Source organism: Marinobacter sp. V34 (assembly GCF_055524115.1).
In genome coordinates this window covers 254,751-274,158 of record NZ_JBUPZY010000006.1, presented here as the reverse complement: position 1 = coordinate 274,158, position 19,408 = coordinate 254,751, and the positions used below count along the sequence as shown (strand labels likewise).

Here is a 19,408-nt window from a genome sequence, read left to right as displayed (position 1 = left end):
GTCGTCTCGCCATATAGGCGGAATTCCGCCTATTCATTCCTGCTGTTCGCTCTGCGGCCCACTATCTACGCCTATCCGGGAATTGGCACACAAGCTGCTGTCCTATGTAGACGTCAACGGGATTCACCTGTCCCGACGCTATTCAAACAAAAACGAGGTAACAAACATGCGTAAGTTATTCCTTGCTCTGAGCGCAACCGCGCTGATCGGTGTTTCTCCCGCACAGGCGGAAACGAATCTTTCCATCGCCACGGGTGGCACTGGCGGTACCTACTATCCTCTGGGTGGTGGGCTTGCCGAGTTGATCAGCAACCACATTGAAGGTTACAACGCGGTTGCTGAGGTCACCGGCGCTTCGGTGGAAAACATGGGGTTGGTCCATCGCCAGGATTCCGACCTGGCCATCGCTCTGGCCGATACCGTACATCAGGCCTACCACGGTGGTGACCGCTTCAATGGCAATAAGCTGGATGTGCTGGCCATTGCTTCGCTTTATCCGAATGCGGTTCAGATCGTTACCTTGGCGGACTCCGGCATTACCTCGCTGGAAGATCTGGCTGGCAAGCGTGTGTCTGTCGGCGCGCCCGGCAGCGGTACCGAAGTCAACGCCAAGTCGCTGCTGGAAGCAAACGGCATGAGCTTCGACGACTTCGACGTTCGCGGCCTGAACTTCAACGAATCCGCCGATGCCATTCGCGATGGCGACATCGACGCCGGGTTCTGGAGTGTGGGTCCGCCAACAAGCTCCATCGTCAGCCTTGCCACCACGCGCGATATCGCACTGGTTTCCCTCTCTGAGGAAGAAGTCGCCAATGCCAGGGCCGACGTTCCGGTGTTCGCGCCATACCAGTTGCGTGCCGGTACCTACGAAGGTGTTGATGCGGCCACCTCCACCATTGGTATTCCCAACGTCCTCACCGTGAATAACGCCATGTCGGAGGAGCTGGCTTACAAGGTTACCAAGCTTCTGTTTGAGAAAGTGGAAGACCTGCGGGCGATCCACCCGGCCGCTGACGACACCACCGTGGAGTTCAGTCTGGAGTCCACGCCCATTCCGCTTCACCCAGGTGCGATTCGTTATTACGAGGAAGCCGGCGCCACGGTGCCGGACCACCTGCGCGAATAACCGGAATTCACCACCATCATGTCTCGGCGCATGGTTTTCCTGGCCGGCTGCCTGACGCGATTACTGCTGTGGGGACTATTGCCCACGGCAGTCAGCGCACAGGGCGCCGCGCCCTGGCAGCTGTCGGTGTCGGGCCCCAGCCAAACTGCGTTGGTCGAGATCGATCTGCCCAAAGCCGGGCGGTGGTGCCTGGTGTGGAATCACTCGGTCCAGGGGTTCCCGGTCACCGATTGCTTTCAGATGGACGAGGGCCAACTGATGTTGGACAGCAGCCACACACCAGACTTCGCCGCCGGCCTTGGTTACACGAGCGGGCGTGGAACACTGACGTCTGATAACAAACACGGTTACCGCATCGTCGATATGCAGGTGCCCATACCCAACAATCGTCTCTCGCTGCGTGTCGGCGCCCCCTCGGTGAATCACCGTATTGAGGTGGGTTCGCGCCTGATCAGTCTCAGCGACCTGGCGGCAGACCAACTCGTTGAGATTCGAGTGCGGCCTGCAGGGGATAAAGGAAACGAACTCAAATGAGTCAACAAACGGCCATCTACCTGAAAACCAATGGCGATTGGCAGCCTGAACGAATGAACGGGCCCAGGCTTTTGCTCTGGCTTGTTGCGCTGATCGGTATCGGCCTGTCGTTATTTCAACTCTACAGTGCAGGTATCCAGCCCCTCGGTTTGTTCTATCAACGTGGTATTCACCTGGCGTTGGTGATGATGCTGTGTTTTCTGTTATTTGGACCACGCCCCGGTAAATCCCGCGGTCCGATAACGGCACTGATCGACACCGCCCTGTTGATTGCCTCGGCAGCGTCCGGGTTTTACCTGGTCTGGTTTCTTGACGAGATTACCAGTCGGGCAGGATTCTGGAACCAGACCGATATTGTCATGGCCTGGGTGTGCACCATAACCTTGCTTGAGGCGAGTCGCCGCGCGGTAGGTACCGGCCTCACTGTGATCGGCGTTATTGCGATCGTTTACGCGATGAGTGGTCAGCGCGGACCGCTGTCGGAACTGGGAGAATGGTTGCCAGGCATTCTTAGCCACCGTGGCTACTCCCTGGATCGGATTGGTGCCCAGCTGTACCTGGGCCAGGAAGGTATTTTCGGCCTGCCGCTGGGGGTAGCGGCGACGTTCGTTTTCATTTTCGTACTGTTCGGCGCCATGTTGGAAGTCACCGGTGCCGGTCGCTTCTTTATTGATCTGGCCTTCGCGGCAACCGGTCGTCAGCGTGGCGGCCCTGCCAAGGCTGCGGTGCTGGCGTCGGCCAGTATGGGCTCGATCTCTGGCAGTGCCATCGCAAACGTGGTGACCACTGGCGCGTTTACGATCCCATTGATGAAAAAACTGGGCTTTCGCCCGGCCCAGGCGGGTGGCATCGAAGCCGCCGCCAGTACGGGGGGACAAATTATGCCCCCGTTAATGGGCGCCGGCGCCTTCCTGATTGCTGAATATACCCGGGTGCCGTATCTGGATATCGTCAAGGTCAGCGTGTTTCCGGCACTGCTTTACTTTGCCACCGTATACCTCCTCGTTCACATCTGTGCGGTGAAGCAGGGCATGAAAGGCCTGCCTTCCAGCGATCTTCCCCAGGTCAAGGATGTGATGGCCACCGGCTGGTATTTTCTGCTGCCGATCATCATGCTGGTGTATCTGCTGGTCATTGGTATTTCCCCGATGCGGGTCGGCTTTTACGCCGTGGTCGGCATCATTGGTATCGCCGGGCTGAATGGCCTGTACCTTGCCTACAAACAAGGCCGGGCGGAGAACCAGCTTGGCAAAAGCCTCACCCATGCGTTGCGGGAAGGTGTTGTAAAGCTGTTACAGGGGCTGGAACTGGGCGCCCGTAACGCCGTTCCGGTCAGTATTGCCTGTGCCATTGCCGGTATCGTGGTGGCGGTCGTGGGCCTGACCGGGCTGGGCCTGAAGTTCTCTTCCATGATGATCGCGTTTGCTGACGGCAACATCCTGATGGCGCTGTTCCTGGTGGTCATTGCCAGCCTGATTCTTGGCCTTGGGCTGCCGGTGACAGCCAGCTATATCGTGCTGATCGTGCTTGTGGGGCCGGCGTTGACCAACGAGTTTGGTATCCCGCTGTTGGTGGCCCACCTTCTGGTGTTCTGGTATTCCCAGGATTCCAACGTCACGCCGCCTGTGGCGCTGGCGGCGTTTGCAGGGGCGGCGATCGCAGGCAGTAAAACCATGGAGACCAGTGTCCAGGCCTGGAAGTTTGCCAAGGGCCTGTATCTCATTCCGCTGTTTATGGTGTTCAATCCCGTCATCATAGAAGGTGGCCCGTTGCCTCTGGTGTTATGGAATGGATTCATTGCCATTCTCGCCCTGGCGGCCTTTGCGGCGGCGCTTGAAGGCTTCCTCTTCACCAGCATGAAAGCATGGATGCGAATTGCGCTGAGTGGGGCCGTCATAGCGGTGTTTTACCCCGACCTCAACGTGGAAGTGGCGGGTGTCATGACGATGCTTGTGTTGCTGGCAATGAACTACTGGCAGCGCCACCAAGAACACCGAAACTATGCCCTCAGGTAGTCAGCCATTGCGGCGTTATCGTCCGTCCCTTCGATCACTGCCGTTCTGGTTGTTTGTCGGGCTGTTTTCGTTGGTTCTGGCGCTTGTTTTTACCCACCCGGGGTTGATGCGATACGAAATTAATCAGGCGAAGAATGATTCGCTGCAGCGATTGGGCGCGTACAAAACGTCCCTTCTGGCCACTATTGATCGTCACTTGTATCTGCCCCGTGTTCTTGCCTCCGACCCGCGCATCGTCAATAGCCTGGGCTTGCTTGATGGTCAGAGTAAGCGGTTGTCGGGTGATGTATCGATATCGCGGCTCCTGGATCAGATCAATCGTGAGGCCGGCTCCGATGAGATCTTCCTGATGGATCCGGAGGGCACCACCCACTTCTCCAGCAATTACGCCACGCAAGACAGTTTCGTGGGCATGAACTACGGTTACCGCCCGTACTTCCGCGATGCATTGGGCGGTGTACCCGGTTTCTATTTTGCCGTTGGGGCAACCTCGGGTATTCCGGGGTTGTTCCTGTCGGCACCGGTCTACTCCGCAGCAGAAAAGACGCAGGGCGTTATCGTGGTGAAGATAGACCTGCAGAAACTGGAACAGAGTTGGCAGGCATCAGGAGACGCTGTGTGGGTGACGGACAGGAGGGGAATTATCTTCCTGGCGTCTTCCGCGCAGTGGCACTACGCCACATTGCAGCCGCTCTCCGGGGACGTAAAGGCTGAACTGGCTCAAACCCGCCAGTATGGAAGCGGCCCGGTCACCCCGCTGCAGCGAGTGACTGAATGGCAATCGAGCGACTGGTCCACGTTTGATCTGAATGCGGGCGGGCCCCAGCTGGTGTTTGGTTCGCCTATCCCGGGCTACCCATGGCGAATGCATCACCGGATACCGCTGGCCGAGGTGAAAGCCCAGGTGCAGTGGAAACAGAGCATGATTGTCCTGCTGTACGCAGGTTTCGCGGTGGGGAGTTTGTTCTATCGCGAACGCCGTCGTCGCACTCAGGCCCAGAATGCACTTGCCCAACTGACCGCCGAACGAGAGTCGCATCAACGAGCCATCATTCAGAACACCGATGTGGGGCTGCTCAACCTGGATGACCAATTCCGGCCGCTGTTCCTGAACGAACGTGCCCGAAACCTGTTCAGGCTTGGCCATGACGCCATTTTCCGAGACCCCTCGGAGTTGATTCAGCCATGGCAGCCGGAAGAAACAGGAAATGGCTCCTGTCGCGCCGAGGGTGTCAGCTCAGATGGCAACCGCTTTCCTATTCTGTACACGCTCAACCCGATTCGGGTGGGCGAGCACAACGAGTTTATCCTGACCATTCAGGATGTCACCGAACTGACCGCTGCACAGCAGGCGCTTCAAGAGGCTAACCGGGCCCTTGAACGACGTGTTCAGGAGCGCACGCGGGATCTGGAAGAAGCGCAGGCCGAGCTGGCGCAGAACCAGAAGCTGGCGGCCCTGGGCCGCATGTCGGCCGCTATTGCCCACGAAATCAACCAGCCGCTCACGGCGCTGTCGAACTTCGTTGCCAGCAGCCAAATGTTGCTGGCGAGAAACAAGGTGGACGCGGTGAACGACAACTTCCTCAAGATTGAGGATCTGGTGGCTCGCCTGTCGAAGTTGTCCCGTCAGTTGCGCATTTTCTCTGGCAAGCGCAACACCGGCAGCGCTTTTGTTTCGTTGCAGGCGCCGGTTCAGTATGCTTTGGAGTTATTGGCGCCGAGGTTCACAAGTGAACAGGTGGAATGCCGGCTGTCGTTGCCCCGCGATTACGAGGTGCGGGCCAATGCGATGGTGCTCGAACAGATTGTCGTCAACCTGCTGACCAACGCCATGGACGCGCTCGTCGGCGAGGCGGACGCCCGTATCGAGATCAAACTGGAAGAACTGGATGGGGCGCCCCAGAAGGTTTCGTTGAACATTGAAGATAATGGTCACGGAATGACCGATGAGCAGCTGACACACGCTTTCGAGCCTTTTTTTACCACCAAACCGATGGGAAAAGGGCTTGGGCTGGGGTTGGCGATCAGCTATAGCCTGGCCTGTGATATCGGCGCTGAACTGACGGTCAGCAGTCGTCTCGGCAAAGGGACCTGTTTCTCCCTGATCCTGCCGATCACCAGTGCTGCCAGTACCGCCAGTACCGCCAGTACCGATAGAAGGGAGGATCATTCGTGAAAAACATAACGCATGCCGTAGTGATTGATGACGAACCCACGGTACTGGAATCACTGGAACAACTGCTGTCGCTGGCGGACATTGAGGTCACCACCTTCAGCGATGCCCGCGATGCGTTACCCATGCTGACGACTGACTTCCGCGGTGTTGTCGTCAGCGATATCCGCATGCCGGGCATGGACGGCATGAGCCTGCTTCAGTCGATCGACCAGGGGATACCGGTGATCCTGATTACCGGTCACGGTGGTATAGCCCAGGCGGTCGAAGCCATGAAGTTGGGAGCCTTTGATTTTATTGAGAAGCCCTACCGGCAGGATCGCCTGGTTGAACTGATCAAACGTGCCTGCCAGCAACGGCAGGTTACCCTCGCTACCCAGCCACAGCATTCGACCGCGAAAGAAGGAGAGTGGCTGGCCACAGCCATTATTGGTGAATCTGTACCAACACAAACCCTCAGGCAGCACATACAGGCATTGGCGAGAGCCAATGCCGACGTGGTTATTTCCGGGGAAACCGGCACGGGCAAAGAACTGGTGGCCAGAAGCCTTCACCAGCTGAGTATCCGGCGGGATCAACCGTTTGTCGCTATCAACGTGGGGGCGATACCGGAAAGCCTGCTCGAAAGTGAACTGTTTGGCCATGAAGCGGGCGCGTTCACAGGGGCCCAGAAACGCCGCATTGGCTATTTCGAAGCGGCACATGAGGGCACATTGTTTCTCGACGAAATCGAAAGCATGCCGATGTCGTTCCAGATCAAATTGCTGAGAGTTCTGCAGGAACGGGAAGTGGTGCGAGTAGGGTCCCATGCGCCTGTTCCGATCAATGTCCGGATCATCTCCGCCACCAAGGAGGACCTGAGGGAAGCTGCCAGAGCCGGGCACTTCCGGGAAGATCTCTATTACCGGCTGATGGTAGCAGACATATATCTACCCGCCTTGCGTGACCGCATTGATGACGTGCCACCCCTGTTCGCTCATTTCCTGCGGGAAGCGGGCAAAAGCAACCAGTTGGAGGTGCCCGCTCTCAATTACGAGGATGTTCTCGCGTTGGAGTTGCACCAGTGGCCAGGCAACGTCCGTGAACTAAAACACACCGCCGAACGGTATCTGCTGACCCGCAGCTTCAGCGGCATATCGCTATCCGACCTGCTGCAACTCGGGCAGAGCAACCGCTCGACGGGGTTTTCGGGAGAGGGCTCGCTCAGCGACCGCCTGGAGCAGGTCGAGAAGGCCCTCATCAGTGCCGAATTGAGCCATCACAACGGCAGCATAAAAATGGTCATGGAAGTGCTCGATCTTCCCCGCCGTACGTTAAATGAAAAGATGCAAAAGTACGGCCTCAAACGTGATGCGTTTGTTGCCGACTGACTCCCCCCGTTTTTCCTGAACGATTCTTTACAACTCCCTGAATCCACGCCGGTTGTCAGTAATCGACACTCGGAGTGGTGGTGTGTTAACCAAAAAGTTGGCATTTCTTTCTTGACGACTGTCGTATTGTAGGACAATAATGCAGTCAACAATAAGCGGTCGCTAAGATCCAACGCAACAGCCAATGAGGGAAAACACGTGAGTACCAAACCATTGACTCTGAGCACCGAATCCGCCCGCCGGAAAGTGCTACTGACACTCAAGAAATACAGCTACCTGATTGCCATGCTGCCCCTGGCCTTGCCGCCTCTGCTGCTGGCGGCCGGGCAGGCTACAGGATGGATCAACCTGTTCGCCTGGGGCGTACCGGTGGTCGTCTTCGGTATCATCCCCATCCTCGACCTGCTGCTGGGCAAAGACGCCCTCAACCCGAACGAGGAAGTGGACACCCCGCGCATGAACACCGAAGTGTTCTACAAACTCATCACTCTGGGCTGGGTCGCCGCGTTTGCGGTGTTGCTGGTATGGGGAATGTTCGTACTGGCTTCCGGCCCGTTCAATGTGGCCGGAAGCATCGGTTGGATATTTTCCATCGGTATCGTTGGTGGCCTTGGTATCAACGTCGCCCACGAACTCATCCACAAAGACGGCAAACTCGAAACCTGGGCTGGCGGTTTCCTGCTGTCACTGGTCAGCTACGCCGGCTTCAAGGTCGAACATCTGCGCGGCCACCACGTCCACGTCTCCACCCCGGAAGACGCCTCGTCGTCACGCTATAATCAATCCCTCTACAACTTCCTGCCCCAGGCCTACGCCCGCAACTTCATCAACGCCTGGAAACTGGAAGCCAAACGCCTCGAGAAAAAAGGCCACAAAGCCTTCAGCTGGCGCAACGAACTGATCTGGTGGTACAGCATCACCGCCCTGGCACTCGCCGCCTTCACCATCGCCTTCGGCTGGCTTGGCGCAGCGTTCTTCCTCGGCCAGAGCTTCATCGCCCTCAACCTGCTGGAAATCGTCAACTACCTCGAACACTACGGCCTCCACCGCCGCAAACTCGAAAACGGCCGCTACGAACGCACCGGCCCGGAACACAGCTGGAACTCCAATTACTTCCTCACCAACGTCTTCCTGTTCCACCTCCAGCGCCACAGCGACCACCACGCCTGGGCCAAACGCCGTTACCAGGTCCTCCGCCACCACGAGATAGCACCCCAACTTCCCGCTGGCTACGCCGCCATGGTCGTCCTGGCGATGATCCCGCCACTGTGGAAAAAGGTGATGAATCCGAGGGTGGAGGCGTATTACGAAGGCGAAGAACACCAGTTGGCGTGAGTCGAGACAAATACAGGAGGCATACGCCTAAAGGCGTTATCTGAAGAGTACGATCGGTCAGTGTGGAGGCTTTCTCCCCAGACCGTGCATTGCCATGGATGGCAATGCCGAGCCCCCATGGATGGGTTCACGGCGTGTCTGGGGAGAAAGCCTCCACACTGGCCAGCCCCCCCCCCCAATCAAGCCCCCAAGACAAGCAATCAAAAGCAGACCTTGAAATCTCCCTTTAACGCACGCATGTATAATGGTTGAATCCTGAACCCATAAAAGGGAGCCCCCATGCCCAAACACTTCGAACAAGCCCCAGGCCTGCACGAAGCAACCGTCCCCGAGACCGAAGGCTACGTCTTCAACCAAACCATGATGCGCATCAAAGACCCCGAGCGCTCCATGGACTTTTATACCCGGGTAATGGGCATGCGCCTCGTCAGAAAACTCGACTTCCCGGAAATGGAATTCACCCTCTATTTCCTCGCCTACCTCGACGACCGCCAGGCCAACATGGTCCCCAACGACGACGCCCACCGCACCACCTTCATCTTCGGCCGTGAAGCCATGCTTGAGCTGACCCACAATTGGGGTACCGAGAACGAAGAAGAATTCGGCTACCACAACGGCAACGACGAGCCCCAGGGCTTTGGCCACATCGGCGTTGCCGTACCGGACGTCTACAGTGCCTGCGACCGCTTTGAAAAACTGGACGTGGAGTTCGTCAAAAAGCCGGACGACGGTAAGATGAAAGGTCTGGCGTTTATTAAAGACCCGGACGGCTACTGGATCGAAATCCTGCAGCCGAACATGCTCGAGAAGCAGCGCCGGGCAGAAGAGGAAGAGTAAGTCGCCTGAACTGGCGTTATCAGGCAGTGTCGGGGCGGGGCCCGACACTGCTTCTTGAAGCCACAATCACCGCAGCCGTCAGAATCAACGCCCCGGCAATGCCAATCACCCCCAGTTCCTCCCCCAGAATCACCCAGGCAAGCAACGCCACGAACAGTGGCTCCAGCGTAACGATAATGCTCGAAAGCGTGGCGGGAGTGGTCTTCATGCCGCTGAAGAAACTGACATACCCCAGGCAGGTTGGCACCACGCCAATGTAGCCCACCATCAGCCATTGTGAGATTTCCAGGCTCCCCAGCCCGTCGAAACCACCACTCAGAGCGACGACAGGCAGCAGAATCAGCGCGGCGGTAAAAAAGCAGATGAACGCCGTGGTGAACACCGGCGTGCCCGTGGAGGTGTGCCGGCTGGTGAGCGTAAACCCGGCGTATACCAGGGCTGCCAGAACCGCCACCAGAATACCGCCAAGGCGCAGCCGGCCGGCGCTGTCCATATCGCTGATTACCAGCATGGCGGTGCCCGCGATGGCGGCTGCCAGGGCCAGCATGGTCACCAGCCCTGGTTTTTCACCCAGCAGAGGTGCCGCCATGATTGCCACCAGTACCGGCGCCAGGCACAGGGCGATCAGCGTGGCAATACCAGCCCCTGTCATATCCACGGCCAGCAGATAGCTGCCCTGGTACACCGCCTGGAAGAACCCCAGGGCCACCAACGGCACCAGTGCCTTGCGAGTCAGTTTCGGTAAGGGCGCGGATTGGCGGGCAAGTGCTTTCTGCTCCCTGCACATCAACACAAAGAAAAACGGCAGAGCCACCGCCAGGCGCAGGAAGCCCAGGGTAACAGCCTGCAGGTCGGAGCCGGAAAACAGGAATTTTGCCACAATGCCCGTGGTCGCCCAGAGCAGGGCGGCCAGGGCAATCAGTAATGCGCCTCGGATCATTCAATAACCAGTACGATGAGTTCCTTGGGACCGTGAACACCGTAAGCGAGAGTTTGCTCGATATCAGCGGTCTTCGAAGGCCCGGAGACTAACAGCGCATTGGTTGGCATGCCAGCGGCCCAGTTCTGGGACTGCATGGCATCGTGGAACGTGGTGTAAAGCTCGCTGGCCTTCAGCACTGCGATGTGGATAGGGGGCACCAGGCTCATCAGCCGGGGCTCGTCCGCCGTCGGCCACAGGATCAGCGACCCGGTTTCGGCAATGCCGCCACGGGTGGAGGTAATGCCGGCATCCACCTCACTGAACAGGGCTTCCCGCCAGCTGTCGACCGGTTCGTCGTACACCAGCAATTGCGGCAGGTCCTCGCGGTTCTTGGTGGCGCTTTTCAGGGCCTGGCCGATCTCATGTTCCTTCGCAATCAGCAGGGTCTGGGCGCCTCGGGTTTGCAGGATTTCAGCCAACCGGTCAATCCAGCCGGATTCGGTGGTGCGATGCACTTCGCCGTGAACCGATTCGATCGTCCGTTCGAACATGTCCAGCCGTTCAGCGGTGCTCCAGTCCGGACGATCAAGCACTGAAAAATCGCATTCCGGGGCCGTCAGTTCACCGCCTGTGCGGTTGCGCAGGCGCTGGAGAATGGCGTCTCTGGAACTCATTGGCCACGCTCCTTCATCCGTTCATGCAGGGTTTTAGGCGCCAGTTTTGGCGCTGTTCGGTATTGTGTCCAGGCGCCGACCTTGCCTGGCTGAAGCTTGCGGAAACGTGCGCCCAGGCTGGTACCCAAGCGGTAGAGCCCCGGCCTGGCGTGCATCCAGCTCCAACCTTTCCAGATCATCGCTTCCATACCGCTACGCTTGGCGCCATGGCCGCGAACCTTGGCTGGGTGCAGCTTGTCACCGTCCACGGATTCCTGGCGCAGTCGTACCAGCAGGTCCGGAATCGGAATTTTAACGGGGCAGACTTCGCCGCAGGCGCCACACAGGCTCGATGCGGTAGGCAGGTGCCGGCCTTCATCCAGGCCCACCATATGCGGCATCAGGATTTTGCCGATGGGCCCGGGGTAAGTGGTGCCATAGGCATGGCCGCCGACCCGGGTATAAACAGGGCAGTGGTTCATGCAGGCGCCGCAACGGATGCAGCGCAGGGTGTCCAACAGCTCGTCGTCCTGGTAAATCGTGGAGCGGCCATTGTCCACCAGCACCAAGTGAACCTCTTCCGGGCCATCCATCTCATTGGCCTTGCGGGGGCCGGAAATCATATTGAAATAGGTGGTGATGTGCTGGCCGGTGGCCGAGCGGGTCAATAACGCCAGCAGGGCGGTCACGTCTTCCAGCTTGGGTACCACTTTTTCAATGCCAGTCACGGCAATGTGGCAGGGCGGGACGGTGGTGGTCATGCGCCCGTTACCTTCGTTTTCCACCAGGCACAGGGTGCCGGTTTCGGCCACGGCGAAGTTAACGCCGGAAATACCCACGTCGGCATTGCGGAACTTTTCCCGCAACTGCAGCCGGGCGTTCGCGGTCAGGTATTCAACGTCGTTGGACAGATCGGTGCCGGTTTTGTCGTGCAGCAGTTGGGAGATCTCACCGGTGTTCTTGTGAATCGCCGGCATGATGATGTGCGAGGGGGTTTCTTCCGCCAGCTGCACGATGTATTCGCCAAGGTCAGACTCCAGGGCCTCGATGCCCTGTTCCTCAAGGTAATGGTTCAGTTCCATTTCCTCGGACACCATGGACTTGCCCTTGATTGCGGTCTTGGCGTCTCGCGCCACACAGATGTCGCGCACGATGCGGCAGGCTTCATCGCCGTCGGTCGCCCAATGCACGGTAACGCCGTTTTCGGTCAGCTTCTGTTCCAGTTGCTCCAGCAGGTCGGGCAGGTTGGCCAGCGCCCGCAGGCGGATGTTGGCGCCCAGGTCCCGCAGGGTTTCCAGGTCCCAGCCTTCGAACGCGGACTTGCGCTTGGTCATCAGGCCGTCCATCGCCTTGCGGAAGTTCTGGCGAACCTGCGGGTTATGGATAGCCGCCCGCGCACGGGGGTGAAACTCTTTTACATCGATGTGATGGGCTGATTGGTGTGCTGTTTCGCTCATGAGCGTTCCCCTTCGTTGCCACCAGTGCGCTCCCAGAGGAAGCTGAGAATGTGCTGGCCCGATACGGGTTTCTGGTTCTTCTCAGCGTAGCCGGCGATGTTCATCAGGCAGCCGCAGTCGGTGGTCACGAATTCCGTGGCACCGGTGTCCACCAGGGTATCCACCTTCTCACTGACCATGGCCCCTGAGATTTCAGGGTGACGCACTGCGAAGGTGCCGCCAAAACCACAGCATTCCTCCGCCCGCACCTGTTCCACCAGATTGACGTTTTTCAGTTGTCCGAGGAGTTTGGGGCCAACTTCCGCGACACCCATTTCACGTCGGGCTGAGCAGGAGGTGTGCATTGCTACGGTCGTGGGCTCACCCAGGTCGTCCAGTTTGATGTGGCACACGTTCACCAGGAAGTCTGTCAGCTCCCAGATCCGTCCGGCGACTTCTGCGGCTTTCACGTCGTCTCCGGTGTCCTTGAAAAGGTCGGGGTAATGTTTGCGCATCATGCCGCCACAGGACCCGGACGGCACCACAATCGGCCAGTCTTCCGGAAACAGGTTGAGTTGGGCTCGGGCCACCGAACGGGCTTCATCGTGATAGCCGGAGGTATAGGCGGGCTGGCCGCAGCAGGTCTGGTCTTCGGGGTAGATTACCTGAATGCCTTCCCGCTCCAGCAACTGGATACCGGCCATGCCCGCGTCCGGGTAGAACATGTCGACCAGGCAAGTACCGTAGAAATAGACCTTGGAAGGTTTGGCCGGGTAAACCTTGATGGGATCAACCATAGTGCCGTCGCTCGCGATTATTATTGTCTCTCTGAACCACAATAATAGGGCGGCGCCCTGGCGGTTGCCAGCCGACTTTATGGGGAGTCTGCGTGTTCGGAAAACGGGTGGGGTGGTATAGCGTGGCCGGGGAACGGGCAGCGGCAGCGGGCCACTGCCCGAATTGCGTTATTCGACCGTAAGGCGCTGGGCGTTCTTTTCAACCGTGCGCTCACCAATGCCCTTGACGTTGGTCAGGTCATTGCTGGACTGGAAAGGACCATTGGCATCGCGATAGGCCACGATGGCTTCGGCCTTGCTCTGCCCGATGCCGTTGAGGCTGGCCAGGGTTTCAATGTCGGCGGTGTTGATGTTGATGCTGGCAGGCTCAGCGTGGGCGAAACCGGTGAACAGGCTAAACAGAAGGACCATTATGGCGATATAAGGGGTGCGTTTCATTCTTGCTTTGCTCCTGAGAGTGATTTTACGTTTCTGATTATTCGTCAGGACGTAAAAGCGGCGGAGCTGATTGAGTAAAGAAGAAGGTAACGGGCGGGAGAGTAAGTGCACGGACAGGAACACATTCCCTATGCTCCTGAGCCCGTGGCTGACCCCATGCCTGATCCTTCAGGCTGCGCAACATCCTGTGCACGTCTTCCCTGTTGTTCGTCCCTGCAGCCCTGATTCCCTGGGCAACTCCTGATCCCTGGAGTTATCTTCCCTGAGCCAGCATTCCTTGCCGGCTTTTCATCCTTGACGCTGACTATTCTACGTGGGAGCCATTCTCAAGAAACCGGACATTCGCTCCCTTAGTTGTGCGATATCTCTTACAGATTTGTAATCAAAATGACAGGTGGATTTTGAACGTATGTTCATGCATTTCCTGGATTTTTCGCATTCACAGTTTCCGGTGCACAATTAATGATCTGGAGCACCAGAGTTGACCATGCTGTTGCCCCGTTTCTGGACAGTGACCGGAGGATATGCGGGATTAAAATAAAAAAAATAGTTAAAACAATGAGTTAATTTGTGGGTTGATAGAATTGTATGGCTGCGGGTTCGGCGCATCGTAATAGTGCGCTTAGTGGAGTGTCGATTCATCATGGTGCGTTACTGGTGGTTCGAAAGCCCAGTGGAATATCGTTTAATGGACGTTAAGTTTCTGAAAGATAAGGCGTGATTTGCATTCTGGAACAGCTGATGCAGAGGGGTTGGTGCATTTTGGGGCAATAACACCAATCAATCCGAAAAGGATGCACAACATGACGATTAAAAAACACGTGAAACTGGGCCTGTCAGCACTGGCTCTCTCTATGTCTCTTAACGCAGCGGCCGCCGAAGATCCCATCAAGGTCGGCATCCTCCACTCTCTCTCCGGCACCATGGCCATCAGTGAAACCGTGCTGAAAGACACCGTCGAGATGCTTGTTGCCAAGCAGAACGCCGAAGGCGGTGTGCTCGGCCGTGAGCTGGAAGCGGTTGTGGTTGACCCAGCCTCCAACTGGCCGCTGTTCGCCGAAAAGGCCCGTGAACTGCTGGCCCAGGAAAAAGTGGACGTGATTTTCGGTAACTGGACGTCCGTGTCCCGTAAATCGGTACTGCCAGTGGTAGAAGAACTCAACGGCCTGCTTTTCTACCCGGTGCAGTATGAAGGGGAAGAATCTTCCGAGAACGTCTTCTACACCGGCGCCGCCCCCAACCAGCAGGCGATTCCTGCAGTGGACTACCTGATGAACAACATCGGTGTTGAGCGTTGGGTTCTGGCCGGTACCGACTATGTCTACCCGCGCACCACCAATAAAATCCTTGAGACCTACCTGATGGACCAGGGCGTGGCCAAGGAAGACATCATGATCAACTACACGCCTTTCGGCCATTCCGACTGGCAGAACATTGTGTCTGACATCAAGCGTTTCGGCTCTGCCGGCAAGAAGACCGCCGTGGTCTCCACCATCAACGGCGACGCCAACGTGCCGTTCTACCGTGAACTGGGTAACCAGGGCATCTCCGCCTCAGACATCCCGGTTGTTGCTTTCTCCGTGGGTGAACAGGAACTCTCCGGTATCGACACCGGCCCGCTGGTTGGCCACCTGGCCGCGTGGAACTACTTCATGAGCGTGGACAGCGACGCGAACTACGACTTCATCGACCAGTGGGTTGCCCACACCGGTAACGAAGAAGCCGTCACCAACGACCCGATGGAAGCCCATTACATTGGCTTCAACATGTACATTGAAGCGGTCAAGAAAGCGGGCACCACCGACGTGGACGCAGTCAAAGACGCCATCATCGGCGTGAGCGTGCCGAACCTCACCGGCGGTTACGCCAGCATGATGCCTAACCACCACATCACCAAGCCGGTACTGATCGGTGAAATTCAGGACAACGGTCAGTTCTCCGTGGTCTGGGAAACCCCGTCTACCGTGGCTGGCGACGCCTGGTCTGACTTCCTGCCAGGTTCCCGTGACCTGATTGCCGACTGGCGTAAGCCGATGTTCTGCGGAAGCTTTAACGCAGTGACCGGTAAGTGTGGCGCCTCCGCCGGCGAAATGGCGGCTGAAGAAGCCGAATAAGGCAAGCAGCCAGCACAGCAATACAGGCATTCCGGGGCAGCCATGCTTCCCCGGATTGTCGCCTCCGCAACTCGCTTTCAACTGACAGGACACCATCATGAGCATCATTCGATCGCTCACATTGCTGCTTATCGCCCTGGTTTCCGTGTTGTCGCTTCCGGCCTCCGCCCAGGAAGACGACCCCGGAAAGGCTCTGCTGAACAATCTTGCAGACGCGCCAGCCAGCCGCGTGGAAGAGGCCATTAACGCCATCGTCAGCAGCGGTGACGAAAGAGCCAGGGGCTGGCTCGAAGCTTATGGAAACAACCGCCTGAGCCAGATAGAAGACACCGGGCAGGTCGTAATCGTATTGAATAACCGGGGCAGGGACTGGGAGATTGCAAACCCGCTGACCGGAGAGAATCTGGGCGAAATGTCCCGCCGCGAGCTGGACAGAATCGCCATCAACAACCGGATACGGGGCCAGTTGGAAGGCATTCTTGCAATGCTGGACCTGAACGCCGAAGACCCTGCCGTGCGTGAAGCTTCCGCACAGGACATGATGGGTAAAGTGGACGCATCCCTGGTCGAGCCGCTGGAAGCGCGGCTGGAACAGGAAGAAAACGCCGGCGTGCGCAACCGCATTGAAGAAGCGTTGGCCATTTATCGGGTAGGCGAGGGCAACCTTGAAGCCGTTGACGTGCTCGCCGGCAGCCTTCATCCCCGCGCTCGTGCGGCCCTGAATGAAGCCGCCCGGAACGACGACCCGGCACTGGCTGACAGTGCCACCAAAGCCCTGGACAGCATCGAACAGAAACTGAAACTGAACCGCGCCGCGGAGACCCTGTATTTCGGGTTGTCCCTTGGTTCTGTTCTGGTGCTCGCTGCCATCGGCCTGGCCATCACCTTCGGCGTGATGGGCGTGATCAACATGGCCCACGGCGAGCTGATCATGCTGGGTGCCTACACCACCTGGGGTATGCAACAACTGCTGCCGGGCCAGCCTGGCCTGGCATTGATTCTCTCGATTCCCGCCGGCTTTATGGTGGCGGCCACTGCCGGCATCATCATTGAGCGCAGCGTGATCCAGTTCCTCAAGGGCCGCCCGCTGGAAACCCTGCTGGCCACCTTCGGCATCAGCCTGATCCTGCAGCAACTGGTGCGTACCGTAATCTCGCCCCAGAACCGCACCGTAGTGACACCGGAGTGGATGAGCGGCTCGCTGGTGATCAACGATGCGCTCTCCCTGACATTGAATCGACTCTATGTCCTGGCGTTTGCGCTGATCGTCTTCGCCGCACTGATGATGATCATGCGTAAAACCCGTCTCGGCCTGGAAGTGCGCGCCGTGACCCAGAACCGGGCCATGGCCCGCTCCATGGGTATCCGCGCCACCCGCGTGGACATCATGACCTTCGCCCTCGGCTCCGGCGTCGCCGGCCTGGCCGGTGTGGCGCTGTCGCAGCTCACCAACGTCGGCCCCAACCTGGGCCAGAACTACATCATCGACTCCTTCATGGTGGTGGTGTTCGGTGGCGTGGGCAACCTGTGGGGTACGCTCATTGCCGGGCTGTCGCTGGGCACCATTAACCAGCTATTGGAACCCTGGGCCGGTGCCGTACTCGCGAAGATCATTGTTCTGGTCTTCATCATCCTGTTTATCCAGAAACGGCCGAAGGGGCTCTTCCCCCAGAAAGGCCGGGCAGCGGAGGGTTAAGGTATGTGGTTGACTCGACCCTTGCGTGAACGATCCACGCAGATTTTCCTGGGCGTTCTGTTTGCAGCCCTGGCTATCGTGACCTTCCTGCACGTGGCCATGCCAGAAGACAGTGCCCTGTATGTAAGTGCTTACACGGTGACGTTGCTGGGCAAATACCTGTGCTACGCCTTGCTGGCGGTGGCCGTGGACCTGGTGTGGGGGTACCTCGGTATCCTCAGCCTGGGCCATGGCGCCTTCTTTGCCATCGGTGGTTACGCCATGGGTATGTACCTGATGCGCCAGATCGGCGATCGCGGCACCTACGGCGACCCCACCCTGCCGGACTTCATGGTGTTCCTGAACTGGCAGGAACTGCCCTGGTACTGGCTCGGGTTCGACATGGCCTGGTTTGCCTTCATCATGGTGCTGCTGGCGCCGGGCCTGCTGGCACTGGTGTTCGGCTTCCTTGCGTTCCGTTCGCGGGTAACCGGCGTGTACCTGTCCATCATCACCCAGGCGCTGACCTTTGCGCTGATGCTGGCCTTCTTCCGCAACGAGATGGGCTTTGGCGGCAACAACGGCCTGACCGACTTCCGCGACATTCTCGGCTTCAACCTGCGCACCGACGCCACCCGCCTGGGGCTGTTTGTCGCCACCGGTATCGCCCTGGCCATCGGCTACGTGGTGTGCCGGGGCATTGTCACCAGCAAACTGGGCCGGGTCAGCATCGCCTGCCGCGACGCTGAAGCCCGCGCCCGCTTCCTGGGTTACCGGGTGGACCGGGTACAGCTGTTCGTATTCGTGGTCTCCGCGATGATTGCTGGCGTGGCGGGCGCCCTGTACGTGCCCCAGGTCGGCATCATCAACCCCAGTGAATTTTCACCGCTGTTCTCCATTGAAGTGGTGGTCTGGGTTGCTCTTGGCGGCCGCGCCACCCTGTACGGCGCCGTGATTGGCGCGGTGCTGGTGAACTACGCCAAAACCGTGTTTACCGGTGTGATGCCAGACGCCTGGCTGTTCGCGCTGGGTGGCCTGTTTGTGCTGGTTACCGTGTTCCTCCCCAAAGGCATCGCCGGCCTGCTGGCCAGCCGCCGCAAGGGCAAAAAGCACGACACGGACACGACAACCGCCCCAGCCACTACGGAGGCGACCGCATGAGCATTATCGAGGAGCTTTCCAACCGCGACCGCGTGTTTGAATTCCTGACCCCAGCGGTGTCCCCCGTGGATACCCGCCATGGGCCGATCCTGTACATGGAAGACGTCAACGTAAGCTTCGACGGCTTCCGGGCCATCAACAACCTCAACATGACCATCGACGACGGCGAACTGCGCTGCATCATCGGCCCTAACGGGGCGGGCAAAACCACCATGATGGACATCATCACCGGTAAAACCGCCCCGGACACCGGCTCAGTATGGTTTGGCAGCCGCCATAACCTGCTGACCATGAATGAGCCGGAGATCGCCTCACTGGGCATTGGCCGAAAATTCCAGAAACCCACGGTGTTCGAAGCCTTAACGGTGTTCGAAAACCTCGAACTCGCCATGGCCACCGACAAGCGGGTCATCCCCACCTTGCGGGCAACCATGAAAGCGGAATTCCGCGATCGCATCGACGAAGTGCTGGTCACCATCGGCCTGCAGGAACTGCGGAGTCAGCTGGCGGGCATTCTCTCCCACGGCCAGAAGCAGTGGCTGGAAATCGGCATGCTGCTGATGCAGAAGCCCCGCCTGCTGCTGGTGGATGAGCCGGTGGCCGGGATGACCGAGCAGGAAATGGAACGCACCGCCGAACTGCTCACCAGCCTTGCCGGCAAACAGTCGGTTGTGGTGGTGGAGCACGACATGGGCTTCGTGCGCTCCATCGCCCGCAAGGTGACCGTGCTGCACCAGGGCAGCGTGCTGGCGGAAGGCAGCATGGACCAGGTCTCCAACGACCCGGAAGTGATCAAGGTGTATCTCGGGGAGGAAGCCTGAT

Annotated in this window: 16 protein-coding genes; 11 read left to right on the top strand and 5 right to left on the bottom strand. The window is 58.5% G+C overall.

Annotation, left to right across the window (positions count from 1 at the left end):
* The first annotated feature begins 166 nt into the window (after positions 1–166).
* The 7 genes from AC0B60_RS12435 to gloA all read left to right on the top strand — a co-directional run bounded on the left by AC0B60_RS12435 (position 167) and on the right by gloA (position 9,390).
* The gene (locus AC0B60_RS12435) at positions 167–1,126 is read left to right on the top strand and encodes a TAXI family TRAP transporter solute-binding subunit (RefSeq protein WP_465086133.1); all 960 of its coding nucleotides are present in this window, start codon (positions 167–169) and stop codon (positions 1,124–1,126) included.
* An 18-nt stretch (positions 1,127–1,144) separates the two neighbouring features.
* A complete protein-coding gene (locus tag AC0B60_RS12430) occupies positions 1,145–1,660 on the top strand; it encodes a DUF1850 domain-containing protein (RefSeq protein ID WP_465086132.1) in 516 nt (171 codons plus the stop codon).
* Positions 1,657–3,675 (top strand): TRAP transporter permease, encoded by a 2,019-nt coding sequence (locus AC0B60_RS12425; RefSeq protein WP_465086131.1) that lies wholly within the window; start codon positions 1,657–1,659, stop codon positions 3,673–3,675. The genes AC0B60_RS12430 and AC0B60_RS12425 overlap by 4 nt, the downstream gene beginning before the upstream one ends.
* Positions 3,662–5,851 (top strand): sensor histidine kinase, encoded by a 2,190-nt coding sequence (locus AC0B60_RS12420; RefSeq protein WP_465086130.1) that lies wholly within the window; start codon positions 3,662–3,664, stop codon positions 5,849–5,851. Before AC0B60_RS12425 ends, AC0B60_RS12420 begins: the two co-directional genes overlap by 14 nt.
* Positions 5,848–7,218: a sigma-54-dependent transcriptional regulator gene (locus tag AC0B60_RS12415; protein ID WP_465086129.1), complete on the top strand. Its 1,371-nt coding sequence runs from the start codon at positions 5,848–5,850 to the stop codon at positions 7,216–7,218. The genes AC0B60_RS12420 and AC0B60_RS12415 overlap by 4 nt, the downstream gene beginning before the upstream one ends.
* Before the next feature lie 198 nt (positions 7,219–7,416).
* Positions 7,417–8,553, top strand: coding sequence for an alkane 1-monooxygenase (locus AC0B60_RS12410; protein ID WP_465086128.1), 1,137 nt, complete (start codon positions 7,417–7,419; stop codon positions 8,551–8,553).
* Positions 8,554–8,832: 279 nt separating this feature from the next.
* On the top strand, positions 8,833–9,390 hold the full coding sequence (gene gloA / locus AC0B60_RS12405) for a lactoylglutathione lyase (protein WP_465086127.1): 558 nt from the start codon (positions 8,833–8,835) through the stop codon (positions 9,388–9,390).
* A 19-nt stretch (positions 9,391–9,409) separates the two neighbouring features.
* On the opposite strand, the gene AC0B60_RS12400 is transcribed toward gloA, so the two are convergent.
* The 5 genes from AC0B60_RS12400 to AC0B60_RS12380 all read right to left on the bottom strand — a co-directional run bounded on the left by AC0B60_RS12400 (position 9,410) and on the right by AC0B60_RS12380 (position 13,636).
* Entirely contained in the window at positions 9,410–10,330 is a 921-nt protein-coding gene (locus tag AC0B60_RS12400) for a DMT family transporter (protein ID WP_465086126.1), read from the bottom strand.
* On the bottom strand, positions 10,327–10,986 hold the full coding sequence (locus tag AC0B60_RS12395) for a LutC/YkgG family protein (RefSeq protein ID WP_465086125.1): 660 nt from the start codon (positions 10,984–10,986) through the stop codon (positions 10,327–10,329). Before AC0B60_RS12395 ends, AC0B60_RS12400 begins: the two co-directional genes overlap by 4 nt.
* The gene (locus AC0B60_RS12390) at positions 10,983–12,422 is read right to left on the bottom strand and encodes a LutB/LldF family L-lactate oxidation iron-sulfur protein (protein WP_465086124.1); all 1,440 of its coding nucleotides are present in this window, start codon (positions 12,420–12,422) and stop codon (positions 10,983–10,985) included. The genes AC0B60_RS12395 and AC0B60_RS12390 overlap by 4 nt, the downstream gene beginning before the upstream one ends.
* Positions 12,419–13,198, bottom strand: coding sequence for a (Fe-S)-binding protein (locus AC0B60_RS12385; RefSeq protein ID WP_465086123.1), 780 nt, complete (start codon positions 13,196–13,198; stop codon positions 12,419–12,421). Before AC0B60_RS12385 ends, AC0B60_RS12390 begins: the two co-directional genes overlap by 4 nt.
* Before the next feature lie 168 nt (positions 13,199–13,366).
* Entirely contained in the window at positions 13,367–13,636 is a 270-nt protein-coding gene (locus tag AC0B60_RS12380; protein WP_465086122.1) for a ComEA family DNA-binding protein, read from the bottom strand.
* 803 nt (positions 13,637–14,439) lie between these two features.
* Between AC0B60_RS12380 and urtA the strand changes: the two genes are divergently transcribed.
* The 4 genes from urtA (at position 14,440) to urtD (ending at position 19,407) form a co-directional block, all read left to right on the top strand.
* On the top strand, positions 14,440–15,750 hold the full coding sequence (gene urtA, locus AC0B60_RS12375; RefSeq protein ID WP_465086121.1) for an urea ABC transporter substrate-binding protein: 1,311 nt from the start codon (positions 14,440–14,442) through the stop codon (positions 15,748–15,750).
* 97 nt (positions 15,751–15,847) lie between these two features.
* On the top strand, positions 15,848–17,446 hold the full coding sequence (gene urtB / locus AC0B60_RS12370; protein ID WP_465086120.1) for an urea ABC transporter permease subunit UrtB: 1,599 nt from the start codon (positions 15,848–15,850) through the stop codon (positions 17,444–17,446).
* 3 nt (positions 17,447–17,449) lie between these two features.
* The gene (gene urtC / locus AC0B60_RS12365) at positions 17,450–18,586 is read left to right on the top strand and encodes an urea ABC transporter permease subunit UrtC (RefSeq protein ID WP_465086119.1); all 1,137 of its coding nucleotides are present in this window, start codon (positions 17,450–17,452) and stop codon (positions 18,584–18,586) included.
* On the top strand, positions 18,583–19,407 hold the full coding sequence (urtD, locus tag AC0B60_RS12360; protein ID WP_465086118.1) for an urea ABC transporter ATP-binding protein UrtD: 825 nt from the start codon (positions 18,583–18,585) through the stop codon (positions 19,405–19,407). The genes urtC and urtD overlap by 4 nt, the downstream gene beginning before the upstream one ends.
* Position 19,408 lies beyond the last annotated feature (1 nt).